The sequence below is a fragment of the Nonomuraea maheshkhaliensis genome (assembly GCF_039529435.1).
GTDB lineage: Bacteria > Actinomycetota > Actinomycetes > Streptosporangiales > Streptosporangiaceae > Nonomuraea > Nonomuraea maheshkhaliensis.
Genome location: NZ_BAAAMU010000156.1, coordinates 1 through 23,519 on the forward strand (window position 1 = coordinate 1; position 23,519 = coordinate 23,519).

At 70.9% G+C, this 23,519-nt stretch carries 30 protein-coding genes; 16 read left to right on the top strand and 14 right to left on the bottom strand.

What is annotated here, in order from left to right; genetic code table 11:
- From ABFX54_RS50000 to ABFX54_RS50025, 6 genes are all read left to right on the top strand, one after another.
- Positions 1 to 323, top strand: a 323-nt coding sequence (locus ABFX54_RS50000) for a hypothetical protein (RefSeq protein WP_346114256.1), incomplete at its 5' end; no start/stop codon positions are given.
- A 7-nt stretch (positions 324 to 330) separates the two neighbouring features.
- Positions 331 to 786, top strand: a complete 456-nt coding sequence (locus ABFX54_RS50005; protein WP_345575691.1) for a roadblock/LC7 domain-containing protein — start codon at positions 331 to 333, stop codon at positions 784 to 786.
- A complete protein-coding gene (locus tag ABFX54_RS50010; RefSeq protein ID WP_346114257.1) occupies positions 783 to 1,133 on the top strand; it encodes a DUF742 domain-containing protein in 351 nt (116 codons plus the stop codon). Before ABFX54_RS50005 ends, ABFX54_RS50010 begins: the two co-directional genes overlap by 4 nt.
- Positions 1,114 to 1,692, top strand: coding sequence for a GTP-binding protein (locus tag ABFX54_RS50015; RefSeq protein ID WP_346114258.1), 579 nt, complete (start codon positions 1,114 to 1,116; stop codon positions 1,690 to 1,692). The genes ABFX54_RS50010 and ABFX54_RS50015 overlap by 20 nt, the downstream gene beginning before the upstream one ends.
- A complete protein-coding gene (locus tag ABFX54_RS50020; protein WP_346114259.1) occupies positions 1,689 to 3,014 on the top strand; it encodes a cytochrome P450 family protein in 1,326 nt (441 codons plus the stop codon). The genes ABFX54_RS50015 and ABFX54_RS50020 overlap by 4 nt, the downstream gene beginning before the upstream one ends.
- Entirely contained in the window at positions 2,918 to 4,138 is a 1,221-nt protein-coding gene (locus ABFX54_RS50025) for a cytochrome P450 family protein (protein WP_346114260.1), read from the top strand. The genes ABFX54_RS50020 and ABFX54_RS50025 overlap by 97 nt, the downstream gene beginning before the upstream one ends.
- Before the next feature lie 45 nt (positions 4,139 to 4,183).
- Here the strand turns inward: ABFX54_RS50025 and ABFX54_RS50030 are convergent, their stop codons facing one another.
- Positions 4,184 to 5,440, bottom strand: coding sequence for an MFS transporter (locus ABFX54_RS50030; RefSeq protein WP_346114261.1), 1,257 nt, complete (start codon positions 5,438 to 5,440; stop codon positions 4,184 to 4,186).
- 2 nt (positions 5,441 to 5,442) lie between these two features.
- Complete coding sequence (locus ABFX54_RS50035; protein ID WP_346114262.1) at positions 5,443 to 6,072, bottom strand: TetR family transcriptional regulator; 630 nt, start codon at positions 6,070 to 6,072, stop codon at positions 5,443 to 5,445.
- A gap of 108 nt (positions 6,073 to 6,180) precedes the next feature.
- Between ABFX54_RS50035 and ABFX54_RS50040 the strand changes: the two genes are divergently transcribed.
- From ABFX54_RS50040 to ABFX54_RS50080, 9 genes are all read left to right on the top strand, one after another.
- Positions 6,181 to 8,253: an alpha-N-acetylglucosaminidase gene (locus ABFX54_RS50040; protein WP_346114263.1), complete on the top strand. Its 2,073-nt coding sequence runs from the start codon at positions 6,181 to 6,183 to the stop codon at positions 8,251 to 8,253.
- Between the two features lie 40 nt (positions 8,254 to 8,293).
- A complete protein-coding gene (locus tag ABFX54_RS50045; RefSeq protein ID WP_346114264.1) occupies positions 8,294 to 9,055 on the top strand; it encodes an ArsR/SmtB family transcription factor in 762 nt (253 codons plus the stop codon).
- Positions 9,052 to 9,345, top strand: a complete 294-nt coding sequence (locus ABFX54_RS50050; RefSeq protein ID WP_346114265.1) for a DUF1905 domain-containing protein — start codon at positions 9,052 to 9,054, stop codon at positions 9,343 to 9,345. The genes ABFX54_RS50045 and ABFX54_RS50050 overlap by 4 nt, the downstream gene beginning before the upstream one ends.
- Positions 9,342 to 9,716 carry a VOC family protein gene (locus ABFX54_RS50055; RefSeq protein WP_346114266.1) on the top strand — a complete coding sequence of 125 codons (375 nt, stop codon included), beginning with the start codon at positions 9,342 to 9,344 and terminating at the stop codon, positions 9,714 to 9,716. The genes ABFX54_RS50050 and ABFX54_RS50055 overlap by 4 nt, the downstream gene beginning before the upstream one ends.
- Before the next feature lie 74 nt (positions 9,717 to 9,790).
- On the top strand, positions 9,791 to 10,276 hold the full coding sequence (locus ABFX54_RS50060; RefSeq protein WP_346114267.1) for a GNAT family N-acetyltransferase: 486 nt from the start codon (positions 9,791 to 9,793) through the stop codon (positions 10,274 to 10,276).
- A gap of 163 nt (positions 10,277 to 10,439) precedes the next feature.
- Entirely contained in the window at positions 10,440 to 10,679 is a 240-nt protein-coding gene (locus tag ABFX54_RS50065) for an RNA polymerase sigma factor (RefSeq protein WP_346114268.1), read from the top strand.
- Positions 10,680 to 10,688: 9 nt separating this feature from the next.
- Positions 10,689 to 10,985: a sigma factor-like helix-turn-helix DNA-binding protein gene (locus ABFX54_RS50070; RefSeq protein ID WP_346114269.1), complete on the top strand. Its 297-nt coding sequence runs from the start codon at positions 10,689 to 10,691 to the stop codon at positions 10,983 to 10,985.
- Positions 10,985 to 11,938 carry a hypothetical protein gene (locus ABFX54_RS50075; RefSeq protein ID WP_346114270.1) on the top strand — a complete coding sequence of 318 codons (954 nt, stop codon included), beginning with the start codon at positions 10,985 to 10,987 and terminating at the stop codon, positions 11,936 to 11,938. Before ABFX54_RS50070 ends, ABFX54_RS50075 begins: the two co-directional genes overlap by 1 nt.
- A gap of 235 nt (positions 11,939 to 12,173) precedes the next feature.
- Entirely contained in the window at positions 12,174 to 13,400 is a 1,227-nt protein-coding gene (locus tag ABFX54_RS50080; protein ID WP_346114271.1) for a riboflavin synthase, read from the top strand.
- Positions 13,401 to 13,420: 20 nt separating this feature from the next.
- Here ABFX54_RS50080 and ABFX54_RS50085 read toward each other — a convergent pair whose 3' ends face one another.
- Complete coding sequence (locus ABFX54_RS50085) at positions 13,421 to 14,128, bottom strand: MBL fold metallo-hydrolase (protein ID WP_346114272.1); 708 nt, start codon at positions 14,126 to 14,128, stop codon at positions 13,421 to 13,423.
- Between the two features lie 94 nt (positions 14,129 to 14,222).
- Here ABFX54_RS50085 and ABFX54_RS50090 point away from each other — a divergent pair, with 94 nt between their 5' ends.
- A complete protein-coding gene (locus ABFX54_RS50090; RefSeq protein WP_346114273.1) occupies positions 14,223 to 14,753 on the top strand; it encodes a TetR/AcrR family transcriptional regulator in 531 nt (176 codons plus the stop codon).
- Between the two features lie 83 nt (positions 14,754 to 14,836).
- On the opposite strand, the gene ABFX54_RS50095 is transcribed toward ABFX54_RS50090, so the two are convergent.
- The 11 genes from ABFX54_RS50095 to ABFX54_RS50145 all read right to left on the bottom strand — a co-directional run.
- Positions 14,837 to 15,313, bottom strand: a complete 477-nt coding sequence (locus ABFX54_RS50095) for a winged helix-turn-helix transcriptional regulator (RefSeq protein ID WP_346114274.1) — start codon at positions 15,311 to 15,313, stop codon at positions 14,837 to 14,839.
- Positions 15,314 to 15,358: 45 nt separating this feature from the next.
- The gene (locus ABFX54_RS50100) at positions 15,359 to 16,483 is read right to left on the bottom strand and encodes an MBL fold metallo-hydrolase (protein WP_346114275.1); all 1,125 of its coding nucleotides are present in this window, start codon (positions 16,481 to 16,483) and stop codon (positions 15,359 to 15,361) included.
- 207 nt (positions 16,484 to 16,690) lie between these two features.
- The gene (locus ABFX54_RS50105) at positions 16,691 to 17,164 is read right to left on the bottom strand and encodes a MarR family winged helix-turn-helix transcriptional regulator (RefSeq protein ID WP_346114276.1); all 474 of its coding nucleotides are present in this window, start codon (positions 17,162 to 17,164) and stop codon (positions 16,691 to 16,693) included.
- 37 nt (positions 17,165 to 17,201) lie between these two features.
- On the bottom strand, positions 17,202 to 17,477 hold the full coding sequence (locus ABFX54_RS50110) for an alpha/beta hydrolase (protein WP_346114277.1): 276 nt from the start codon (positions 17,475 to 17,477) through the stop codon (positions 17,202 to 17,204).
- Between the two features lie 7 nt (positions 17,478 to 17,484).
- Entirely contained in the window at positions 17,485 to 17,727 is a 243-nt protein-coding gene (locus ABFX54_RS50115; protein WP_346114278.1) for a hypothetical protein, read from the bottom strand.
- Positions 17,728 to 17,748: 21 nt separating this feature from the next.
- Positions 17,749 to 18,585 (bottom strand): alpha/beta fold hydrolase, encoded by an 837-nt coding sequence (locus ABFX54_RS50120; RefSeq protein WP_346114280.1) that lies wholly within the window; start codon positions 18,583 to 18,585, stop codon positions 17,749 to 17,751.
- A gap of 10 nt (positions 18,586 to 18,595) precedes the next feature.
- Positions 18,596 to 19,441 carry an MBL fold metallo-hydrolase gene (locus tag ABFX54_RS50125; RefSeq protein WP_346114281.1) on the bottom strand — a complete coding sequence of 282 codons (846 nt, stop codon included), beginning with the start codon at positions 19,439 to 19,441 and terminating at the stop codon, positions 18,596 to 18,598.
- Positions 19,442 to 19,613: 172 nt separating this feature from the next.
- On the bottom strand, positions 19,614 to 20,819 hold the full coding sequence (locus ABFX54_RS50130; RefSeq protein ID WP_346114282.1) for a phospholipase D-like domain-containing protein: 1,206 nt from the start codon (positions 20,817 to 20,819) through the stop codon (positions 19,614 to 19,616).
- Positions 20,820 to 20,891: 72 nt separating this feature from the next.
- Positions 20,892 to 22,403: an ABC transporter substrate-binding protein gene (locus tag ABFX54_RS50135; protein ID WP_346114284.1), complete on the bottom strand. Its 1,512-nt coding sequence runs from the start codon at positions 22,401 to 22,403 to the stop codon at positions 20,892 to 20,894.
- 21 nt (positions 22,404 to 22,424) lie between these two features.
- Positions 22,425 to 23,219 carry an endonuclease/exonuclease/phosphatase family protein gene (locus tag ABFX54_RS50140; RefSeq protein ID WP_346114285.1) on the bottom strand — a complete coding sequence of 265 codons (795 nt, stop codon included), beginning with the start codon at positions 23,217 to 23,219 and terminating at the stop codon, positions 22,425 to 22,427.
- Positions 23,220 to 23,234: 15 nt separating this feature from the next.
- Positions 23,235 to 23,519: histidine phosphatase family protein (locus ABFX54_RS50145; RefSeq protein ID WP_346114286.1), on the bottom strand; the 285-nt coding region annotated here is incomplete at its 5' end.

Consider the following 23,519-nt stretch of genomic DNA (forward strand, 5'->3'; position numbering starts at 1 on the left):
CCCCCGCCGTCCGGCCCGAGCCGGTCGCCTCGGGCGCCCGGCCCGAGCCGGCCGCCTCCTCCGTGCGGCCCCAGCCCGTCACGGCGCCCCAGCAGTGGACCACCGAGGACTTGGCGCCGCTGCCGCAGCGCCGCCGCCAGCAGCCGCGTGACACCAGTCCGGCGCCGGTCGGCGGGGGCAGCGGGTCCGGCGGTACGGGCGGCAGGTTGCTCACCACCCCGGAAGAGGCCCAGAAACGATGGGGTGACTTCCAGGCCGGAGCCGAAGCGGGCCGCCGCGAGGCGCTCCCCACCGAGCAGCACGACGTAACCGAAGGGAAATGACCGTTCCATGGACGCTCACAGCGCTTCCGGCCGGGTCCAGGCCAAGGGTCGCCCGTTGCCCCTCGATGTGTCCTGGGTCCTTTCACCCCTGCTCGCGCTGCCCGGCGTCGCCAGCGGCGTGGTGCTGAGCCGGGACGGGCTGATCCTCGGCGGCTCGGCCAACGTGACCACCGAGAGCGGCGAGCGGGCCGCCGCCATGACCAGCTCCGTGCTCGGGGCCGCGCGCGCCCTGTGCGCGGGCCTCAGCAACGGGGCCGACGACGAGGTGGTGGACATCGTCATCTCCGCCGGCAACGGCTACTACTACGTCGCCCCGGCCGGCGACCGCGCCGCCATCGTGGTCGCCGCCACCGGCGGCGTCAACATCGGCACACTGGCGTACGAGGTGCAGCTCCAGGTGCAGAAACTGATCAAGGCTCTCGACGAGGCCAGCGCGGCCAGGACGCCAGGCGTCCGGGCATGACCTCCGGACGACAACGGCGGCGGGTCGTCCCGGACTACATGGCCGCCGCGCGACTGACCGTTCCCGAGCACATCCACGTCGAGCGTACGACGCTGGTCTACATCGCGCCCGACGCCGCCACCAACGGGCTCGACCCGCCGGGGTCCCATCTGCTGACCCTGCTGGGGGAAGGGCCCCTGTCGGTGTACGAGTGCGCCGCGCACCTGGGCCTGCCGTACTGCGTGGTGCGGTTGCTGGTCGCCGGGCTGGTCGGAAGCGGAACGCTGCTGACCCGCGATCCGCCCGCCACCGACCTGCCCGACATTGAGATCTTGGAGTTGGTGCTCAGTGGCCTCCGCGCTCTCTGAAAGCCGTATCAGTACCGAACACATACCGGTCAAGCTGGTCATCGCCGGGCCGTTCGGCGTGGGCAAGACGACCCTGGTGGACGCTCTCTCGGAGATCAAGCCCCTCAACACCGAGGAGGTGCTCACCCAGGCGGGCACGTTGGTGGACGACCTCACCGGCGTGAACGAGAAGACGACCACGACCACCGCGATCGACTTCGGCCGCCTCACCATGCCCGGCGTGGTGCTGTACCTCTTCGGCGCGCCGGGGCAGACCCGGTTCCAGGTGCTGTGGAACGAGCTGGTCCGCGGTGCGCTGGGGGTCCTGGTGTTGGCCGACACCCGCAGGATCGACGAGAGCTTCGCCGTCCTGGACCTGGTGGAGAGCGCCGGCCTGCGTTACGCGGTGGCGGTCAACCACTTCCCGGACTCGCCCGACTACCCGCCGGACGCCCTGCGCCAGGCGCTGGACCTCCAGCCGAGCACGCCGCTGGTGGTGTGCGACGCCCGCGACCCCGTCTCCGCCCGCGCCTCGCTGATCGCGCTGGTGGAGCACATCAGAGAGCTGGTGCTGTCATGACCATGCGCTACATGCCCGACGCGGGCCGCCTGTACGGGCCGGAGTACGCCAGGGACCCGCAGACCGTCTACGCGGAGCTGCGCATGCGGCACGGCGCGGTCGCGCCCGTGGAGATCGCCCCCGGCATCGAGGCCCACCTGGTGATCGGCTACCAGGCCGCGCTCGACGTGCTCACCAACGTCGGCGGCGTCTGGATCAAGAACGGCAGCGCCTGGCAGGCACGGGTCCCCGACACCCCCGAGGCCGCGGGACCCGTCGCCATGCTCGGCTACCGGCCGAACGCGCTGATGTCCGACGGGGCCGAGCACGCCCGGTTCCGCAAGGTGATCTCCGACTGCTTCGACCTGGTCCAGCCGCACAAGCTGCGCCAGATGGTGATCGAGGTGTCGGACTCGCTGATCAGCCAGTTCGCCGCGAGAGGCGAGGCGGACCTGGTCTCGGAGTTCTCCCAGCCGATCCCGGCCCGCATCTTCAACTCGCTGTTCGGCCGGCCCGACTCCGACAGCGCCGGCCTGATCAAGGCCATGGCGGACCTGATGGAGGCCGACGGCGAGCGGGGCAAGCAGGGCAGCGACGCGTTCAGCCGCTACATCGGCGAGCTGGTCCAGTCCAAGCACGCCCAGCGGGGCGACGACCTGACCTCCTGGTTCATCGACCATCCGGCCGCGCTCCAGCCCAACGAGCTGGCCGAGACGCTCGTGCTGGTGATGGCCGCAGCGTACGAGCCCACGGCCAACCTGATCTCCAACACGATCTCCCGGATGGTCAGCGACGACCGCTACTACAGCTCGCTGACCAACGGCGCGCTCGGCACGTACGACGCCCTGATGGAGGCCCTGCGCGCCGAGCCCGCCATGTCGAACTACGGGCCCTATTTCGTCCGCCAGCCCGTGCACTTCCACGGCACCTGGATCCAGCCGGCCGAGCTGGTCCTCGTCTCCTACGCCGCGGCCAACACCGAGCCCACCAACGTGCCCGAGGAGCTGCGTTCCGACGGCGGCGCGTACCTGGGCTTCGGCGCGGGGGCGCACCGCTGCCCGGCCAGCGACCCGGCCATGATCATCGCGATGACCGCGATCGAACGCCTGATCTCTTACCTGTGTGACCTGGAACTGACCGTGCCGCGCGAGGAGCTCTCGTGGCGGCCGGGCCCGTTCCACCGCGCGCTGGCACATCTGCCGGTGCGTTTCACCCCCATTCGACCTGACCAGCCAGGAGAATCCCCTTGGGCAGTTCAGCCCCCGTCCTCCTCGACCCCTTCGGCACCGACCTCCCAGGGGAGGTCCGGCGACTACGCGACCTCGGCCCCCTGGTCCTCGTAGAGCTCGCCGGAGGCATCCCCGCCTGGGCGGTCACCCGGCACGACCTGCTCAAGCAGCTCATCCTCGACCCACGGGTGAGCAAGGACAAGCGGCACTGGGGCAAGCTGGACCAGGCGCTCGTCACGCCGGGCTGGTCCTGGATCCTCACCTGGATCGGCGTGTCCAACATGCTGAGCGCGTACGGCGACGAACACCGCCGGCTGCGCAAGCTGATCGCCCCCAGCTTCACCGCGCGCCGCAGCAAGGCCATGCAGCCGATCGTCGAGCAGATCGTCGCCGAGCTGCTGGACACGATGGCCGCGCAGCCGCCCGGTGAGCCCGTCGACCTGCGCTCCTTCTACGCCCACCCGCTGCCGATGCGGGTGATCTGCGAGCTGTTCGGCGTTCCCGCGCACATGCGGGAGGAGATGGCCCAGGTCATGGAGGCCATCATGGACACCACCGCCACCCCTGAGCAGGCGCAGGCCACCGCCGCCAAGATCGCCACGGTGCTGCCCGCGCTGGTCGCCTACAAGCGCGAGCACCAGGGCGACGACCTGACCACCGAGCTGATCAACGTCCGTGACAGCGGCGACTCGCTCAGCGAGACCGAGCTGTGCGACACCCTGCTGCTGCTGATCGCGGCCGGGCACGAGACCACGGTCAACCTCATCGGCAACGCCGTGCACGCCCTGCTCACCCATCCCGACCACCTCCGGCGGGTGCTGGCGGGGGAGATCACCTGGGACGCGGTGATCGAGGAGACGCTGCGCTGGGCGCCGTCGATCGCCAACCTGCCGCTGCGCTTCGCCATCGAGCCGATCGAGATCGGCGGCGTCACGATCGAGGCGGGCGACGCGATCATCACCAGCTACATGGCGGCCGGGCACGACCCCGACCAGCACGGCGAGGACGCCGACCGGTTCGACCCGACCAGGGACACCGCCGAGCACCTGGCCTTCGGCATCGGCGTGCACCGCTGCATCGGGGCTCCGCTCGCCCGCCAGGAGGCGCTGACCGCCCTTCCTGCCCTGTTCGCCCGCTTCCCTGACCTGCGGCTGGCTGTGGACGCCGGCGAGGTGGGGCACGTGCCGTCGTTCATCGCGCACGGGTGGAGCAGCCTGCCGCTCACGCTGCACCCCTGACACGCGCAGGCGGGCGTCTCCGCGCAGGAGACGCCCGCATCCGCGTCACCGGACGCTTCGTACTCGCATGATCATGAGTGCTCCGACGAGCGAGAGCAGGCCGCCGGTCACGAACAGGGCCGGATAACCGCCGAGGTGGGCGACGACCAGCGAGCCGCCGAACGGGGCCACCACCTGGGGCGCGTTGAGCGCGATGTGGAAGACGCCCAGGTCGCGCCCGCTGTCCTCGGCCGCCGGCAGGACCAGCGTGACCAGCGCCTGGTCCACGGAGAGATAGGCGCCGAAGCCCACCCCGCCGATGACGGCGCCGGCCAGCTGCACGGTCCAGGTCGGTGAGACCAGCGGCAGCGCCACCGACACGGTGACCATCAGCGAGGAGATGAGCACGAACAACTTGTGCCGGTTCAGCCGGTCCGCCAGCGGGCCCGCCACGATCGTCCCGAGGACGAGGCTCACCGTCTGGACCGTCACCTGCAGCGTCAGCGCGTTCTCCGGAGCCAGCCCGGCGGGCAGGTGGATGTAGTCGCTGAGGATGTAGAGGTTGAAGGACGAGACGGCGAAGTAGCCGAGGAACATCACCGCCCGCGAGCTGAACGCCCACGCGTAGTCCCGCGAGCGCAGACTGGCCAGCGCCGACCCGAACTGCGCGCGCAGCGGCACGCGTTCATGAGACTCCGCGCCGGTGAGCCGCTCGCGGCTGAACAGCGCGAGCAGCGCCGACGTCGCCAGGAACACCACCCCGAGCAGCGTGTACGCGAGCAGCGCCGAGTGGATGAGCAGGGTGCCGACCGCCGTGCCCGCCAGCGAGCCCACCGGCACGCCGAGGCCGCCGACGGTGGAGGCCAGCCCGCGCCGCTCCTTCGGCACCTGGTCGGCCACCACGGCGATGAGGATGTTCAGCCCGATGTTGACCGTGCCCTGCACGAGGAACCAGCCGATCAGCAGGCCGGCCACGGTGGACATCCAGCCGAGCAGGACGAGGGAGGCGAGGGTGGCGACGCCGCCGTACAGGATCCAGGGGGAGCGGCGGCCCCACCGGCCGCGCGTACGGTCGGACAGGGCGCCCACGATCGGTGGCACGCACACCGACGCGATGGCGCTGACGCCGGTCACCAGCCCGAACGCCGAGAGTTTGCCCACCGGGTCGGCCGCCTCGACCTGGGTGGGCAGCAGGACTTGCAGTGCGGCGCCGACGGCCGCGTAGCCGGCGACGTTGAACAGGAACATCGCGCCCAAGAGCGCGCCGAGGCGGCCGGTGCGGGCACCGGCGCCCCGGCCGTCTCGGCCGGAGGTGATGGTCATGCCTACTCCATGAGAGGGGGAAGGTCCAGCCCGAGGTCCAGTCGCTGCAGGGCTTCGTCGACGAGGCGCGCGCAGGAGTCGGGGTCGGCGTCGGGGGACCCGGCCCACTCCTGGAACGCGATGCGCAGGGCGGCGAAGGCCGTCGAGGCCAGCAGCCGGGCATGGAAACAGTGACCCGCGCTCGATCGTTCGGCCAGGTGGTGGGCGAGCAGTTCTTCGCGTACGGCGAAGCGCCGCATGTTCTCGCCCATGAGCGCGGGATTGTCGGCCAGCAGGAGCTGGACGCGCTGCATCCTGGGCAGCTCGTGCCGGCGCCAGTGGGGATCGGCGAGGAGGGCCTGGAACACCGCGCGCAGGGCGGTGACCGGCGACTCGCCGCGCGGGCGGCCGTCGATCGCGGCGAGCAGGTCCTCCATGACCTGGTCCTCGTGGGCGAGGACGACGTCCTCCTTCGAGGTGAAATAGCGGTTGAAGGTACGCCGCGCCACCTGCACCTCGTCGGCGATCTGCTGGACCGTCGTGCCGTCGAAGCCTTGCCGTTCGAACAGGGTCAGCGCGGCCTCGATGAGGGCGCGGCGGGTGCCGGCCTTCTTGCGCTCTCGTAGTCCCGTGGACGTCTCGCCGCTGGTCATGGGCCTACGGTAGAGCAAAAGTGTCTCATTGGGACAGTAGGCGCAGCGGGAAATTTACGGGTGCGCTATAAAGTGTCCCATTGAGACACTAAACCTCTGGAGTCAGCGATGAGCACGCCCGATTGGATCCCCGCGGCCCAGGAGTCACTGCGCAGACTCGCCGGCCCGCTCGCCGACGCCTTCGACGTCCGCGCGCTCCATGGAACGGACGATCGCTTCGAGGTCGGCGCGGAGGGCGGCAGGACGGTGCTCGCCGGCACCGGCCCGGTCGCCGTGACCAGCGCGTTCGCACACTACCTGCGGCACGTGGCCCGCGGCCAGGTCGGCCGCTGGGGAGACAATCTCCCGGCCACCGCACCGCCACCCGCCCGGACGCTCACCGCGACGTCGCCGTACCGCTACCGGGTCGCCTACAACCTCACCGTCGCCGGGTACACGACGCCGTTCTACGACTGGGACCAGTGGCAGCGCGAGCTCGACCTGCTCGCCGCCTCCGGCGTCAACGCCGCCCATCTCACGCTCGGGCAGGAGGCGGTGTGGCTGGAGGCGTTCGGCGAGTTCGGCTACACCGAGGACGAGCTGCTGGCCTGGATCGTGCCGCCGTCGCACCAGCCGTGGCAGTGGCTGAACAACATCCACAGCTTCGGCGGCGGCACCACCCGCGGGCTGATCGAACGCCGCGCCGAGCTGGCCCTGCGGGTGCTGGCGCGCATGCGCGAACTCGGCATCAGGCCCATCCTGCCCGGCTTCTCCGGCACCGTCCCCGGCGGGTTCGCCGACCGCAACCCCGGCGCCACCGTCGTCCCGCAGGGCCTGTGGTTCATGGACGTGGCAGGACCGGCGCGCCCCGACTGGCTCGACACCTCCACCCCCCACTACGCGCGGGTCGCCGCGGCCTTCTACCGCCGCCAGCGCGAACGCTTCGGCCAGAGCGGCACCTGGGCGGTCGACCTGCTGCACGAGGGCGGCCGGATCGGCGACGCCACGCTCGCCGGCGCCGCCTCGGGCGTCGAACGGGCGATGCGCGCGGCCGACCCCGACTATCTGTGGGTGGTGCAGGCGTGGGCGGGCAACCCCCGCGAGGAGCTGTTCGAGACCTGCGACCGGGACCGCATGCTCGTGCTCGACCTGACCGGTGACACCTGGCGCGGCCAGGGCGGGTTCTGGGGCGCGCCGTGGGGCTTCGGCATCCTGCCCAACTACGGCGGCCGTCAGGGCCTGTACGGCTCCCTGCCCGACATCGCCGCCGCCCCCGGGGAGCTGGCCGGTCCGCTGGCCTCGGGAGAGCTCGTCGCCCTGACCAACATGGCCGAGGGCGTCCAGACCAACCCGGTGGTCTGGGACCTGTTCGCCGACCTCACCTGGACCAGCGAGCCCGTGGACCTGGACGCCTGGCTGGCGGACTGGGTCCACGCCCGCTACGGCGCTGCCGACCCGGACGCGCTGGCCGCCTGGCGGCTGCTGCGTGCGTCGGCGTACGCGACCTGGGGCGGGATCATGCCCATGGAGGAGGAGTTCGGCGATTTCGACGAGAAGCTGAGCGACTTCAAGGTCTACGCCGCCACCGACAGCGTCTTCGCCGCCACCCCCTCCCACACCGCCGACCAGGCCTCCGCCGTCGGCCCGCACCGGCTCCACTACGACCCGGCCCAGGTGGAGGCCGCCTGGCGGCTGTTGCTGGCGGCGGCGCCGCGGCTGCGCGACCGCGACACGTACCGGCACGACCTGGTGGACGTCACCCGCCAGGTCCTCGACGACCGCGGCCGCGCCCTCGTGCCCGACCTCGCCTCGGCCGACGCCCAGCGGCGCTTCCTGGCCCTGATCGACCTCCAGGACCGGCTGCTCGCCACCCGCCCTGAGCACCTCCTCGGCCGCTGGCTGCGCGACGCCCGCCGCTGGGGCGCCGACGAGACCGAGAGCCGTCAGTTGGAACGCGCGGCCAAGCGGCTCGTCACGGTGTGGGGCGGCCCGGACGCCGCCATCCTCGCCGAGTACGCCAACCGCAACTGGTCGGGCCTGATGGGCGACTATTACCGGACCCGCTGGCAGACCTTCTTCGACCAGGGCCCCATCGACTGGAACGCCCACGGCCAGCAGTGGGCCGACCAGCCTGCCGACTACCCGGCCGAACCCCACGGCGACCCGGTCGAGATCGCCTCCGAGCTTCTTCAGGGCTCGTAGGGCTAGACATGAAACCAAATGGTTTCCTATAGTGGTGCGCGTGGAACTGGTCTTCAAAGCGCTGGCCGACCCGACCCGCCGCGAACTGCTCGACGAGCTGTTCGAGCGGGACGGGCAGTCGCTCAACGCGCTGGCCGGCCGGTTCGCGATGACGAGGGTCGCCGTGGCCAAGCACCTCCGCCTGCTCGAGGAGGCCGGCCTGGTGGTGTCGGACCGGCGCGGCAGGGAGAAACTGCACTTCCTGAACGCCGTGCCGATCCGCCTCGTCCATGACCGATGGGTCAGCAAGTACACCTCGACCTGGGCCGCCGGCCTCGTCGACCTCAAACGAGATCTGGAGGCACGCGTGGAGAAGGTGTTCGAGATCTTCATCCGCACCACGCCGCAGCGGCTGTGGCAGGCGATCACGGATCCCGAGACGCGGGCACGGTTCCAGTTCGGCGCACGAGTGGACTCCGACTGGACCGCCGGGTCCGCCTACCGGGTCACGCACGAGGGCGCCGGCGGGTTGATCGAGGGCGAGAACCTCGAGGTCGACCCGCCGTGGCGGCTCGTGCAGAGCTACCACGCGATCTGGGACGACGACATCGCCGCCCAGGGCACCAGCCGGGTGACCTGGGAGATCTCGCAGGTCGGTGACAGCTGCCGGCTCGTCGTCAGGCACGACCAGCTCACCGCCGACGCCGACGAGCACCTCTACGGCGGCTGGCCGATGATCATGTCCGGGCTCAAGACCTGGCTGGAGACCGGCACCGAACTCACCACACCCGGCTCACTCATGTACGGAGGCGACCACTCATGACCGCACCAGCGAGTACCGAACTGGACACGACGTTCACCGCCACACTGCGCAAAAGCCCTTCCAAGGGTGGCTGGACCTATGTCGTGATGCCCGGCTCGGCCGAGTTCTTCGGCACCCGCGGCCTGGTGAAGGTCCGGGGACGCGTCGACGGCGAGCCGTTCCAGGGCTCGTTCATGGCGCTGGGCGACGGCACGCACAAGCTCGCGTTCACCGCCGGCACCCGCGCCCGCATCGGCAAGCACTCCGGCGACACCGTCACCGTCATCCTCGACGAGCGGATCGCGCGATGAGCGCGCCGGCGACGCTCATCACCGGCATCAGAACCGTCAGCGTGCCCGTCACCGACCAGGACCGGGCGCTGCGCTTCTACACCGGCACCCTCGGCTTCACCGTGCTGCGCGACGCCCCGATCCCGACCGGGCGGTGGATCGAACTCGCCCCCGGCACCGACGACGTCATCGTCACCCTGGACCACACCACCACGGACGTCACCCGCGGCCCGATCATGATCCGCTTCACCACCGACGACGCGACCGCCGCGCACACCGCCCTGACCGATGCCGGCGTCGAGACCGACGACATCATCACCTGGCCCGGCGTGCCCCCGATGTTCTCCTTCCGCGACCCCGACGGCAACACCTTCTCCATCACGGAAACCTGACCGCCCGTCCAGCGCTTCAGGATGCGGGGGAAAACGAGGTGCGACACGGCGATCGGCGGTGACACGATCCGGGCGTGGACGATGGCCTGACTTACCGGACAACCGAGGTGAGCGACTCGACCGAGCTGGCGGACGTCACTGAAGGGCTGATCGCTCAGTTGCCGTCATGGTTCGGCATCCCCGAGGCCAACGCCGCATACGTCGAGTCCGCGCGCCTCCTTCCCGGATTCGTGGCGCGCTGCGGTACTGAGCCCGTCGGCGTCCTGCTGTATCGGAGACACCTCACCGAGGCGGCCGAGATCCACCTGATGGCGGTGGCCCCGTGGCATCGGCGGGGCGTCGGCCGCACGCTCGTTGGTCTGCTCGCCGCGAACGTCACTGCGGACGGCTGCCGCATACTCCAGGTGAAGACGCTGGGAGCCGCACATCCGGATCGTGGCTACGCACACACGAGGGCGTTCTACCGTTCTGTCGGCTTCCTCCCGCTGGAGGAGACAGGGGACCTCTGGCCGGGCACGCCCTGCCTGATCATGGTGAAGTGGCTGCCGGCACCTGGTTGAGGGTTTTCTTCGGCCCGGTGCCACGGCGGAAGCAGTCGCGAAAAGTCCGGCTTCGGCGCGAAATGATGGTCCGACTCCTTACATAGGCACAGATGTCGATAAGCCGAAGCCATGAAGGAGACCGCCATGGAGATGCCGGGGCAACCGGACGCGGGACCGGCCCGTGGGTAGCGAGCCGGCCCGGTTCGAGGCCGTCTACCGGGCGACGTACGGCCTGATCATGGCGTACGCCGCCCGCCGCTGCCACTCGCCGCAGGACGCGGCCGACGTCGTGGCGGAGACCTTCGCCATCGCCTGGCGGCGGCTGGGCGAGGTGCCGGAGGGCGAGCGGGCCATCCTGTGGCTGTACGGCGTGGCGCGCAAGGTGCTGGCCAACCACTACCGGGTCGAGGTACGCCGCTAGGCCCTCAGCGTGGAGCTCGACGCGGAGATGGCCGATCTGTACCAGGCCGCCCCCGACAGCGGCGTCGAGCTGACGGCGATCGCGCAGATCTTCCGCGCCCTGCCGGACACCGATCGGGAGCTGCTGTCCCTGGTCGCCTGGGAAGGGTTGGACCGGCAGCAGATCGCCACCGTGCTCGGCATGTCGCGCAACGCCGTACGCATCAGACTGCACCGCGCCCGCAGGCGCTTCGCCCGTGCGCTGGCCGAGGCGGACGTGCACTTCACAGCGGAAAGCCGGTTGGCCCCCGCGAAGGGACATCTGTGATGAGGAACATCGACGACATCGACGTGATCACCCGTGCGCTGGCCAGGGTGGAGCCGGGCAGGCTCGGAGGAAGCGCCGAGGATGCGGGGGCGCGGGAGCTGCTGGCCGCGATCACCGCCGACCCGCCCGTCCGATCCACGGTGCACCCGCGCCGTTCCGCCCGGCGGCTGGCCATCGGGCTGGCGGTGGCCGGGCTGCTCGCCGCGGGCATCGTGGTGGGGCCGAGCCTGTCGAAGGAGAGCGGCACCCCCTCGTACGCGATCACCAAGCAACCCGACGGCGTCGTGCTCGTGCGACTCCGGGACTTCCGCGACAGGGTGGGCCTGACGAAGCGGCTGAAGGAGCTCGACGTCCCGGCCGTCGTCGACTACGCGCCCCCGGGCCAGTGGTGCAGGGAGCCGCGGGGGACCCCTGTCCGCGACATCCCCAGCGGCCTGTACTCCGTGCCGGAGAACATTCCCGGCGAGCAAAAGGTCTGGCAGATGCGGATCGACACCAAGCTCTTCCGGCGCGGTGAGACGTTCGTCTGGACGATCGGCGACCACGCCACCAGCACCATCCTCATGCGCGGCCCGGTCGCCCCCTGCGTCCTCGTGCCCGACGGCGCGCACTCCGTCAAGGCGGGGACCGACGCCGAGTACCGGCCGGCCACCACGAAGGGGCGCTCGCTGGCCGGCTTCCGGGTGGACGAGAAGACCGTCGGGGAGGTCCTGCCCGAGCTCAAGAGACGCGGGCTGAAGGTCACGTACGCGATCATGGCCATCCCACCGGGCAATCCCGGCGGCTACGGCATCCTCGGAACGCGGACCAAGCCCGTCGGCGACCACTGGATCGTCTGGGAGGCGGAGGAGTCCGTCCGCCGGCCGGGGCAGGTCCGGCTGCTCGTCACCGACAAGCGCCTCACCAGGAACCCCGTCTACGCCGGCCCACGCGACGACGTGATCAAGGAGTAGAACACCTGGGAGCGGCCGGACCGCTGTTCCCATCGGAGATCGCGCCGGTTATCGTGGAAAGCGGTGCAATTCCAGGTGCGGCGGTGACAGCCCCCGGTTTCTCCCCAAGGGAGGAACGATCCGGTGCGATTCCGGAGCCACGCGGTGACACCCCGCCCCCTCTCGGACCCCATGACGGTCCCTGACGCCACCGGCCGCGACGGACGCGGCCGACGCCGGCACGAAGGGAATGGGCATGTTCACCGGACGAATCCACGAGATCGGCGTGATCGAGTACGCCGACGCGAGCAGCCTCGGCATCCGGGCGACCAAGTCCGCGGGGCGGCTGGTCCCCGGCGGCTCGCTCAACGTCGCCGGGGTCTGCGTGACCGCGGAGAGCGTGGAGCACGACCTCATCCGTACCTCGATCAGCGCCGAGACCCGGCGCCGGACCACGTTCGACGAACCCCCGGCGCCCGGCCGGCGGGTGAACCTGGAGACGCCGCTGATCGTCGGCGACCCGCTGGACGGGCATCTGGTGCAGGGTCACGTCGACGGCGTCGGCAAGGTCGTGCGCGTGGACGACGAACCCGGCAGCGGGCGGCGGCTGTGGATCCGCCCGCCGGACCGGTTCCTGAGCAGGATCGCGGCCAAGGGGTCGGTCGCGGTCGAGGGCGTGAGCCTGACGGTGGCCGAGATCGTCAAGGACCGGTTCTCGGTGGCGCTGATCCCGGCCACGCTGGCCGGGACGACCCTGGCCGGGCTGGCCGAGGGCGACCGGGTCAACCTCGAATCAGACCTGGTGAGCCGCCTGGCCGAGGCCGGGCCCGCCTCCGCCGGCGCGAACGTCGCCCGCGCGGTCGCGGCGCTCGGCTGGGCCGGGCACCTGTCCGGCCGGGTCGGGGTGGAGAAGGCGGTTCAGCAGATCGCCGCCGGCGGCGCGGTCATGGTGTGGGACCCCGATCGCGAGGTCGAGGGCGACGTCATCTTCGCCGGCGAGAACCTGCGCCCGGCCGCCTTCACGTTCCTGCTGACCGAGGTGTGCGGCTACCCGTGCGTCCCGTGCGCGCCCGAGGTCCTGGACCGGCTGGAGATCCTGGCGCCGCCCGGCGAGGGGGACCACCACGGGACGGCCTTCCGTACGCCGGTGGATCTGGCCGCCGGCACCGGCACCGGGGTCAGCGCCGCGGAGCGTGCGGCGACCGTACGGCGGCTCGCCCATCCCGAGGCCAGGCCGTCCGACTTCGTCGGGCCCGGCCATGTCGTCCCGGTCGCCGCCAGGCCGGGTCTGCTGAGTGAACGCGGCGGGCACACGGAGGCGACGGTCGCCCTGTGCCTGGCCGCGGGCCTGCCGCCGGTGGGCGTGTGCTGCGAGGTGATGCGCCGCGACGGCGTCATGGCCGGCGCGGCCGATCTGGAGGCGTCCGCCCTGCGCTGGGGCCTGCCGCTGGTCGACATCGACGCCCTCCGCACCTGGCTGTGACGCCCTCCGCGGTGGGCGGTTCAAGCCTTCCTGATCGTCTCGCCCACCTCGGCGGGTGAGACGCGCCAGGGAGCGCCGTGGCCGGGAAGCACCCAGGACGCCTTCAGCCCGGCGATCCGGTCGAGGGAGGCGAGCGCTTCCGCCGGGTCGTCGGTGAAGGGGGCAGGCTGCGGGCCCACGCGCCCGGTGAGTACGTGCCGCGTGGTCAGCGCGTCGCCGACGAAGACCGCGTCGGCCACCGGCACGTGCACCGCCACGCTTCCCGGCGAGTGCCCCGGCATGCCGATGATCACCGGGTTGCCCGGCAGGTCGAGGACGTCGCCGTCGCCGATCTCGACGACCTCCTTGACGTAGTGGGTGCGCAGGCCGTTCTTGCTGACGGAGTAGCCGAAGAAGCCGAGCATCGGGCCGACGCGCACGGTACCGAGAGGGGTCTTGGGCTTCTCTCCCGTACGGGTGCGGACGGCGTCGGCGGCGTGCACGAACACCGGCACGCCGTGATCGCGCCGCAGGCGTTCGGCGAAGCCGATGTGGTCGGAGTCGCCGTGGGTCAGCACGAGCCCGCGGATGTCCTCGACCGATTTGCCCAGGGAGCGGAGTTCGTGCTGCAGGTCCCGCCAGTGGCCGGGCAGGCCGGCGTCGATGAGCGTGATGCCGTCGGGGGTGTCGACGAGGTAGCAGGCCACCAGATCGTTGCCGAGGCGGTGCAGGTTGGGCGCGAGTTTCATGGTCTTCTTCCCGAAGGTGGGCAGGGCTGTTGATAGCTACGATAATTAGCTATGATGGCTAACGTCAATAGCTTTCCCCTCGGGAGGATCAACGGTGCCGACCCCAGTGAAGACCTCGCTCGACCGGATCGTCGCCGCCGGACGCGACCTGCTGGAGCAGGGCGGCGGTCAGAAGCTGACGATGCAGAACGTCGCCGCGAAGGTCGGAGTGCGCGCCCCGTCCCTCTACAAGCACGTCGCCAACCACGCGGCCCTGCTGACCGCCGTCGCCGAGGCCACCATCGAGGACCTGATCGCCCAGTTGGAGGCCACCGACGGGTCGATGGACGCGCTGGGGCGCTGCTACCGCCGGTTCGCCCAGGAATGGCCGGCCGGGTTCCGGCTGATGCTCACCGCGGACGTGGCGCCCGAGATCCGCGCCCGCGTGGCCGATCCGGTGCTGCGCGTCTCCAGGGAGACCGTGGGCGAACGGCACGCGCTCGAAGCCGCCCGCCTGCTGACGGCGTGGATCACCGGCTTCATCGAGATGGAGCTCCTCGGCGCCTTCAAGCTCGGGGGCGATGTCGACCAGGCCTTCGAGTACGGCCTGGCCGGCATGCGCCGCGCGCTGGCGCCCGATCACTAGGCACGGCAGCCGGGCAGGGCCCTCGCCGAGCGCCCCCTCGCTCAAGAAGGGGCGCCGGCGCCTGGAGCGTCCGGTCCGAGCCGTCAGGAGGTGATCAGGCCCGGGCCCGCCCGGACCTCCATCTCCTCCAGCGTCACCTCATGACCCTCCGCGCACACCAGCCGGACCCCCACGTCGGCCCCGCATCCCCGATGCACCGAGCGCAGTGGCGGCCCCGCGGCGTCGGCCGCCCACGCGTCGCCCCATTCGCGCAGCGCCGCGATCACGGGGAACAGCGCCCGGCCCTTGCCGGTCAGCTGGTACTCGTAGCGGGTCCGCTGGCCGGGTTCGCGATACGGCACCCGTTCCAGCAGCCCCAGCGCCGTCAGCTCCTTCAGCCGCGCCGACACCGCGGGCTCGCCGACCTCCACCCGGCGGACGAAGTCGTCGAACCGCCGGGCGCCGAAGAACGCCTCCCGCAGCACCAGCACCGCGGAACGCGAACCGATCACCTCGAACGCCCGCGCGATCGAGCAGTTCTCCATCGACCACGCGTCCCGATTCTCCAGCACACTCCCCATGCCCCTCATCCTACCGAGCTGGCTTGCGTAGAGGCTAGTCTGCCCTTACGGGTGGATGCCGAAGGCGCCGAGGACGCCCTGGTCGATGCGGGCGGAGTTGACCAGGGCCGCCGCGTTGGAGGTGGTGAAGACGTCCGCGCCGGCGAGCAGCCCGCTGTACTTCGCGACGACCGGGGCTGCGGCCTGCGCGGCGGCGGCGTCGAGATACGACTTGAAGACGGCCCAGGCGTTGCCGGTGGGGCCGTACTTGGCGAAGAACGGCGTGGGATCCAGCTTGCCGATGGTCGCTCGGGTGCTGCTGGACAGGTCCCGCACGTAGTCGCGTTGCAGGGTCACGTCGGAGCGGGTGCCGAGGCGGCCGAGGTGCCCGCCGACCAGCGTGCTCCATGGGCTCGCCAGCACGGTGTCATGGGCGGCGATCCACGCCGGGATGTCCTGCGACTCGGCGAGGTTCTTGAACGGCACCCAGCCGGGGAAGATCACGTCCACCACCATCAGCGTCGCCGCGGACGGCACGTGGATGAAGATGTTGTCGGGGCTGTGGTTCGGGCCGTGGTGGGTGAGCACCAGCCGCTCGCCGCCCACCCGCAGCTCGTGGCGGTCGTCGAACGTGACGGACGGGAGCGGGCGGTCGGCGTCCCTGGCGGTCTTGAGCAGGCGCTTGGTCTCCGAGTGCGCGACGCGGGTGACGCCGCTGCCGAAGATCGAGGCGGCGCCGATGTGGTCGGCGTGCGAGTGCGAGTAGACCAGGTGCGTCACGCGGCTGGGCCGGTGGCGGGCCTTGGTGACCTCCTCGATCGCGCGCAGCAGGTTCTTGCCGATGGTGGGCGGCGCGTCCACGACCACGACACCTTCCGTGGTGGTCAGGAACATGGCCTGGTAGAAGCCGTCGGTGACCCAGTACAGGTTCCCGCGCACGCGTTCCACGAAATATCCGGACTCGTTGACGGCCGGGCCCAGGGCGCCGGCCGGCACGGGCGCGTAGTCCGGCAGCTCGACCGCCGCGGCCGAGGCGGACGACGCGGCGGACGAGGCGGACGAGGCGGACGACGCGGACGCGGTACGGGGCAGGCCGAGGCCGAGGAGGCCGGTCGCGGCGGGGACGGCGGCCGCTACAGAGGCCCGCCGCAGGAAGGCGCGCCTATCCGAGGAGGCGGGGGAGGAGGTCATGATGCTCTCCAAGTAGTTGCTTAGTGAAATGATTTCGGCCCGCGTATGGGCAGGGCTGGAGTCGGGATTGTCGGGCGGAGGTCGCTCGTGCGCGGCCTTCTCAAGGAGAAGCCGGTGTCACGATCGCCAGTATGCGCCAGATTAGTTGCGGGGGCAAGCAACTATATGTCGACAAGCATCCCTCCGCCGGAAGCAGGCTCGGGTCGGTCAGTCGTCGCCCGCGGCCTCGCGGAGTGCCACCAGGACCCGGGAGAGCGCCTCCGTCATCGTCCGCATCTCACTCCTCGTGACATGGTCGAAGACCAGCGAACGCACCCGGGCCAGGTGCCCCGGATAGGCCGCCGCCAGCACGGCCGCGCCGGCCGGCGCGATGGCCGCGAGCGAACTGCGCGCGTCCTGCTCGGACTTGCGCCGCGTCACCAGCGAGCGGCGGACCAGGTCGTCGACGACTCGGCTGATCCGGCTGCGGGACAGCGCGGTCGCCTGGGCGAGCTCCCCCATGCGCAGCTCGCCGTCCGGCGCCTCGGACAGCGCGACGAGGACCGAGTACTCGGTCATCCCCACCTGGGCCTCCCGGGTGAACTGCTCGTCGAGCAGGCGCGGGAGCCGTACGAGCACTTCGATGAGGGAGCGCCAGAGGATCTCCTCTTCGCGGTCCAGGCCGGTCACCGGGGTCGTCATCCGAGCAGGTTACCCTCTCAGTTGCGCCCGGCCGCAACTATCTCGGCGGGCCGGCGAGGAAGCGGACGACCTGCCGCACGACCTCCGGATCGCGGAGGATCCGCTGGTGGCCAAGCCCCTCGGTGCGCAGCAGCTCGGCTCGCGGCCACGCCTTCGTGATCGCCTCCGCGCCGGTCAGGTCCACGACCTGGTCGTCCCGGTCGTGCACGACCAGGAGCGGGGGCAGCTGGGCGCGTCGAGCGCCACGACGCGGTAGCCGGCCTTCATGAGCGGAGGGATGAACGTCTCGAACCGGCCACGCGCGCCGCCCCACCCGTGCATCAGGTAGACGGCCGGCCCGTCGCCCAGATCTCGGCGGCCACGGCCCGGCGGTTGACGGAGACGGTGATCCGTCTGCCGGGCAGGACGTTCACCGGTCTGACCGTGCGGCGCGGTACGGTGCACCACAGCCGCTCGGCCAGCGCCGAGCCGGGCCCCGGCGCCACCCGCTCCAGGACCGCGAACGTCGCCCGCAGGGTGGTGAAGGCCAGAAAACTGCTGATTTTGCGCGATAAGGCGCGCATGTCGCTCCCTTTCCGCGGCGGTCAGCGCAGGAAGGCCAGGACTTCCCGGCCGAAGTCCTCGGGGTGCTGGAAGAGGAAGCCGTGACCCGCGTCGCCGTAGATCACCAGCTTGGAGTTGGGCAGCTTCTGCGACATCACCCAGCTGCCCCAGGCGTCGATCATGACGTCGTGCGCGCCGTTGGCCACCAGGATCGGCAGGGTCAGCTCCTCGATCCGGTCCCAGTACCCGCCGAAGGTGGCGGCGGCCCGCATCTGCGCGGCGAGCGCCGCCGGGCTGACGCCCGCCTTGGTCTCGCTCAGCCGGGTGTCGAGGCGGCGCAGCGACCGCAGGCCCGCCGCCCGGCCCGCCTCGTTCTCGGGGAAGAAGAGGTAGAGGAAGTCGTCGTCCACGTTCTCCGGCTTGGTCGCGGTCAGCCACGTCCGCTCGCTCATCCGCGGCATGCCGGGGATCGCGCCGCCCGGCCCGCTGCCCGCGATGACCAGGCGCCGGACGAGGCCGGGCCGGCGAAGGGTGACGCCCTGCGAGACGTAGCCGCCCAGGGACCAGCCCAGCAGATCGGCCTCGCGCAGGCCGAGCCCGTCGAGGAAGTCGATGACGCCTTCGGCCAGACCTTCGACGGAGTCGGCCGGCTCGCCCGTGGAGTGGCCGAGGCCGCGGTTGTCGAAGACGATCACGTCGCGCTCGGCGGCCAGGACGTCCAGCAGCGCCGGGTCCCAGTAGTCGATGGTGCCGCGGAAGCGCAGCACCATGACGAGCGGCACGCCTCCGGTGGGGCCGAGGCGGCGGTAGCCGTAGGTGGCGGTGGCGGTGGTGAGGTAGCGCGTCTCGGCCTGGTCGGCCGCGTACGAAGTGGTCATGATCGAGTCCTTAACCGTGCGAGACCGGGCGGAGTGCGAGCGCGCCGTTCCAGAGGGCGCCGGGGTTGAGCAGCGCGGGGAACCGTTCGAGCATGGCGTCGAAGAAGTCGCGGGCGGTGTCGTGCTCGGCGAGCAGTTCGTCCACCGTGTCGAGATAAAGGCGGGTCTGGGCGATGGCCCGCGTCGCGTCGTCGTCGAGATCCTTGTTCTTGTGGCCGGCCACGACGTAGCGGGGCCGCAGGCTCTCGACGACGTCGATGGCCTTGCGCCAGGCGTCGATGCCGCCGTCCTTGGACTCGACGAGGAACTGGTGCACGCCGTTGTAGACGACGTCCCCCGCCACGACCAGGTCGAGATCGGGCACGTGCAGGACACTCGTCTCGTCGGTGTCGCTGTGGCCGACCTCGACGATGAGGAGTTCGTGGCCTTCGAGGTCGAGGCGGTTCCCGTCCGGGACGGTCGCGGTGACGGGCGAGTCGGGGATCTGGCCGGGCAGCAACGCGTCCCAGAACCGCGGGCGGATGGCGACGTTGTGCCGCATCTGCTCGATGGTGCCGGCCGAGGCGACCACCTGGGCGCCGAAGCGCTCGGCGAGCAGGTCCGCCGTGAACCAGTGATCGCCGTGGCCGTGGGTGGCGAAGATGTGGGTGAGGTTCCTGCCGCTCGCCCCGACCCACTTCGCGACGTCTTCCGCCTGGTCCCTGGTCAGGGGCGGATCGACGAGCACGGCGTCGTGGTCGCCGTGGATCAGCGTGACCGACAGGGGAGAGAACCTCCGCCGATCGCCGTTGGGCACCCGTTCGCGCACGTCGAGGGCTATGGGCTCGGCGATGAACACGTCGTAACCGAGGGACATGACTGACCTCCCGAACTTGTCTCAGGCGCCGTTCCCTCGGGACATTCGGAGGCGGGCCGCCTGGCTTACATCAACACAAGTTAGCTTGCTGGCTATGGTGTAGGCAAGCCAGGGGTGGTCGCACAGCAAAACGGCGCCGGGCGGGTGCCCGGCGCCGTTCCTCGTCCTCCTGTCACCCGGCCTGGGGCACCGCGCCGACCTCCCACACCCGGGCGAAGTTGGCGGCGTACGCCCGGACGACGGAGTGTTCGGACAGTTCGACCATCGCCTCGTCGTTGCGTCGCAGCGAGGTGGCGTTGAAGTTGTGGCTGCCGGTCATCACCCAGCTCCGCCCCGGCGCCCGGTCGGTGACCACGATGTACTTGGAGTGGATGCGTCCGGCGGAGGTCGAGCCGTCGAGCACCCGCCGCCCCACGCCGGCGGCGTCCAGTGCGGCGCTGACGGCGTCGTCGGCCAGGCCGTGCACCACGCGCACCTGGCAGCCCGCTGTCACGAGCGCAGCGAGCCGGTCGACGATCGCGAGCCGGGTGTCGTCCCACTCGGACTGGCCGATCTCGACCCGGGTGCCGTTCCCTGGCGCGCAGCGGACCTGGCCGAGCCGCTGCTCGATCGGGTCGCGGTCCGCGACCGGGTAGAACTGGGCGGTGATCCGGCCGCCAGGCCCGGCGGCGCTGACGGTGGTGTCGTAGTCGGGGTTCTGCACCTCGGCGGCGAGGTCGTCGAAGTACTTCCCGTACCCCTGGAAGAGCCTGCGGTTGCCCGGCAGCACGACCAGGTTATTCCAGTAGCTGGTGGAGTTGACGTCGGTGAGGTTGTTCGAAGCCTGGACGACCACGTCGCGCCGGCCGCCGGTCCGCGAGAAGAGCGAGAACTTGTTGTGCATGCCCTTGGTGCCCTGGCAGGAGGTGGTGTTGCCCTCCGGGCTCATGTGGCCGCAGACGTGCACCCACGAGGCGGCCGACCTGTCGGTGCCGAGGGTGGCGATCAACTGCTCGGCGGCGGGGTTGTCGATCTGGTAGCCGTCGATGACCATGCGCACCTGCACGCCGCGCCGGTACGCGTCGAGCAGCACCGCCACGTAGTCGGCGCCGGCGTCGCCCGAGATGACGAACTCGGCGATCTCGATCGACGACCCGGCCGGGGCCTGCTTGATCAGCGAGCAGATCCGTTCCACGACGGCGGTCGGGGCGCCGGCGACGGGGTCGTTGAAGGCGGCGCCGGTCGTGACCGGCACCTCGGCGGCGTTACGGCAGGCGCTGCGGGCGGGCTCGGGCAGGGCGGCCTGCGCGGCGGGAACATCGATCGCCTGTACGGACAGGGCGGCCAGGGCGGTCAGGGCGGCGAGCCCGGCCAGGACGGCGGGGCGGATTCGAGGCATGGGGGTTTCCTTGCGCGGTGCTGAGGGTGCTGTGTCGAGGGAGAGGGCGAGGGCGGGCGGAGGGCTCAGGTGCTATTCGACGGACACCAGCGAGAAGTCCGGACGCCCGCTGACCGGCATCTCCAGCCCCTTGACGTTGTCGCGGACGGCGTAGTTGTTCTTCAGGTCCACCGGGAAGATGCCCACGGCCTCATCCCAGATGATCTTGCTGGCTTGGGCGTACAGGGTCTTGCGCTCGTCCTGATCCAGTGAAGCGCGCGCCTTGGCCAGGATCGAGTCCAGCTCCTTGTCGCAGTAACCCATCCGCTTGGCGTCACAGGTGTAGAGCCGGTTCAGGGTGAAGTCGGCGTCGCCGGTGCCGGTGGTGTTGGTCTGCAGGTTCATGTCCCAGTTGAGCGCGCCGAAGTCCTTGAGCCAGGTCGCCCGCTCCTTCTCCAGCGGCTGCACCTTGATGCCGACCTTCTCCCAGGACGAGATGAACGCCTGCGCCATGGCCCGGATGTTCGGCCCGCCCGCCAGCGGCCACTGGATCGTGGTGCTGATCCCGTCGGGATGCCCGGCCTCGGCGAGCAGCTTCTTGGCCAGCTCCGGGTCGTAGGCGTACGGCTCCAGCTTGGTCGATCCGAAGACCGCCTGCGTGATCGGCGACTGGGCCACCGTGCCGAGGTCGCCGAACAGGCTGGCGACGACGCCCTTGATGTCGATCGCGTGCAGCATGGCCCGACGGACCTTGACGTCGTCGAACGGCTTGTTGTTCTGGTTGAACCAGATGAAGTAGTAGTTGAAGCTCGGTCCGGTCCCGTACGTGATGCCGTCCACGTCGGACACCTCGGCCACCTGGTCCGGCGGGATCGAGGCGAGCACGTCCACCTCGTCGTTGTTCAGCGCGGTGATCCGGGCCGATACCTCCGGCATGTTGAGGATCTCCAGCTTGGCCACCTTGGCCTTGGCGCCCCAGTAGGTGTCGTTGCGGCTGAGCTCCACCTTGTCGTCGGGGCTGAACGCGTCGAACTTGAACGGCCCAGTGCCGATCGGCTTCTGCCAGTACGCGTCGTTCGCGACCTTGTCGCCCTGGCCGATGAAGACCAGGGACAGGGTGCTGGGCAGGGTGCCGAGTGGCGCCGAGGTGCGGAACGTCACCGTGCGGTCGTCGGTGGCCTCGACGCCGGTGATGGAGGCGAGCAGCGGGGCCAGCGACCCCTTGAGGCTGATCAGGCGCTCCACGGACGCCTTGACGTCCTCGCCGGTGAACGGGGTCCCGTCGCTGAAGGTCACCCCGTCGCGCAGGTGGAACACCCACGTCTTGTCGTCGGGGCTCTCCCACGACGTGGCCAGCTTCGGCGCCGGCTGACCGTCCTTCATCACCGTGAGCGTCTCCAGCCCCTGCTGGACGGTGGTCTGAACGGCCTCTTCCGCGGGGAACTGCTGGACGTCGAGCGACACGGGGAACAGCTGCGGCGCGTACCGCAGCACCTGCTCGCCGCCGGTGGCGTCGCCGGCGCCGCCGGAGCCGCCGCAGGCCGCGAGGCCGAGCACGAGGGCCATCGCGACGAGGCCGCCCTTGGCCCGGGAACGTGCGATCATTGCCTGTCTCCTTGCTTGGTTCTACGCCGTCACGGACGGCAGGGTGAAGGTCGCGGCGACGGGCTTGTGGTCCGACGGGGCGGTGCCTGCGGAGAAGAAGTCGACGACCTCGCTGGCCCGGGTGGCGATCGGGCCCTTGGCGAAGATCCAGTCGATGGCCTTGGACGGCGACCCCAGCGGCGACAGGCGCGTTCCGCGCTCGGTGACGAACGGCAGCGGCGACACCGGGTGGGTGATCGGCGACGTGCGTCCCAGGGCGGTGAACGAGTCGAGGAAGCCGCTGTTGCCGAGCACCCACAGCGGCTGGCCGATGTCGTTGATGTCCACGGTGAACAGGCAGACCCCATCGCCGGCGATCTCGTCCAGGGCGGCGGCCACCCGCTCCGCCTGCCCGGTGCGCAGGTTGCGGCGGTCCTCCCGCTCCCGCTCGTGGCCCGGCCAGGTCAGGTGCGCGGTGGCGAACACCAGCGGCCTGGCTCCCTCGGCCCGGGGGCGCAGCCGGACCCAGAACAGCCTGGCGTCGGCGGCGAGGATGCCGACGTCCCGCGTCCCGTACTCCACCAGGTCGAACAGCTCCCGCCGCCACCACAGGTTGCTCTGCGTGCCCCAGCCGGGGAAGTCGTCGTGCACCCGGGCGTGTCCCGGCATGGCCTCGTCGACCACGGCGCGTGAGCGCGGGCGGAGCTCCTGGGTGGCGAGGAGGTCGGGCGGCCGGGTGGTGAACAGGTCGCGGATCGCCGGTTCGCGCTGCTCCAGGTGCCAGTCGCCCCACAGGTTGTAGGTCATGGCGACGAAGGTGAACGATCCGGTCAGCATGCTGGTCCTTCCGATTCAGTCGGCCCGCGCGGCCTGCGCGGCCCAGGTGGTCGGCGCGTTGTACTCGACCACCGCGTGGTCCTGCCGCTCGCCCGCGTAGCCGATGACGGTCAGCGAGGTGTTCACCGGCGGGGCGAAGCTGAGATGGCCGGGCACCGGCAGGCGCAGCGCGGCGGCGGCGCCCACCCGGATCGGGCCGCCGTGGGTGAACACCACGACGGTCGCGCCCCCGGTCGCGTCTCTGGTCGGGGCCTCGGTCGCGTCGCCGGCCCTGGCGGTCGGGGCCCCGACCGCCAGGGC

Excerpts from the sequence above, each read along its gene's own strand:
- ABFX54_RS50005 (WP_345575691.1), top strand. The coding sequence starts at position 331 with ATGGACGCTCACAGCGCTTCCGGCCGGGTCCAGGCCAAGGGTCGCCCG.
- ABFX54_RS50055 (WP_346114266.1), top strand. The coding sequence starts at position 9,342 with ATGAGCGCGCCGGCGACGCTCATCACCGGCATCAGAACCGTCAGCGTG.
- ABFX54_RS50010 (WP_346114257.1), top strand. The coding sequence starts at position 783 with ATGACCTCCGGACGACAACGGCGGCGGGTCGTCCCGGACTACATGGCC.
- ABFX54_RS50140 (WP_346114285.1), bottom strand. The coding sequence starts at position 23,219 with ATGCTGACCGGATCGTTCACCTTCGTCGCCATGACCTACAACCTGTGG.
- ABFX54_RS50095 (WP_346114274.1), bottom strand. The coding sequence starts at position 15,313 with ATGGGGAGTGTGCTGGAGAATCGGGACGCGTGGTCGATGGAGAACTGC.
- ABFX54_RS50075 (WP_346114270.1), top strand. The coding sequence starts at position 10,985 with ATGAGGAACATCGACGACATCGACGTGATCACCCGTGCGCTGGCCAGG.
- ABFX54_RS50050 (WP_346114265.1), top strand. The coding sequence starts at position 9,052 with ATGACCGCACCAGCGAGTACCGAACTGGACACGACGTTCACCGCCACA.
- ABFX54_RS50135 (WP_346114284.1), bottom strand. The coding sequence starts at position 22,403 with ATGATCGCACGTTCCCGGGCCAAGGGCGGCCTCGTCGCGATGGCCCTC.
- ABFX54_RS50020 (WP_346114259.1), top strand. The coding sequence starts at position 1,689 with ATGACCATGCGCTACATGCCCGACGCGGGCCGCCTGTACGGGCCGGAG.
- ABFX54_RS50130 (WP_346114282.1), bottom strand. The coding sequence starts at position 20,819 with ATGCCTCGAATCCGCCCCGCCGTCCTGGCCGGGCTCGCCGCCCTGACC.
- ABFX54_RS50100 (WP_346114275.1), bottom strand. The coding sequence starts at position 16,483 with ATGACCTCCTCCCCCGCCTCCTCGGATAGGCGCGCCTTCCTGCGGCGG.
- ABFX54_RS50035 (WP_346114262.1), bottom strand. The coding sequence starts at position 6,072 with ATGACCAGCGGCGAGACGTCCACGGGACTACGAGAGCGCAAGAAGGCC.
- ABFX54_RS50040 (WP_346114263.1), top strand. The coding sequence starts at position 6,181 with ATGAGCACGCCCGATTGGATCCCCGCGGCCCAGGAGTCACTGCGCAGA.
- ABFX54_RS50105 (WP_346114276.1), bottom strand. The coding sequence starts at position 17,164 with ATGACGACCCCGGTGACCGGCCTGGACCGCGAAGAGGAGATCCTCTGG.
- ABFX54_RS50115 (WP_346114278.1), bottom strand. The coding sequence starts at position 17,727 with ATGCGCGCCTTATCGCGCAAAATCAGCAGTTTTCTGGCCTTCACCACC.
- ABFX54_RS50085 (WP_346114272.1), bottom strand. The coding sequence starts at position 14,128 with ATGAAACTCGCGCCCAACCTGCACCGCCTCGGCAACGATCTGGTGGCC.
- ABFX54_RS50125 (WP_346114281.1), bottom strand. The coding sequence starts at position 19,441 with ATGTCCCTCGGTTACGACGTGTTCATCGCCGAGCCCATAGCCCTCGAC.
- ABFX54_RS50080 (WP_346114271.1), top strand. The coding sequence starts at position 12,174 with ATGTTCACCGGACGAATCCACGAGATCGGCGTGATCGAGTACGCCGAC.
- ABFX54_RS50030 (WP_346114261.1), bottom strand. The coding sequence starts at position 5,440 with ATGACCATCACCTCCGGCCGAGACGGCCGGGGCGCCGGTGCCCGCACC.
- ABFX54_RS50120 (WP_346114280.1), bottom strand. The coding sequence starts at position 18,585 with ATGACCACTTCGTACGCGGCCGACCAGGCCGAGACGCGCTACCTCACC.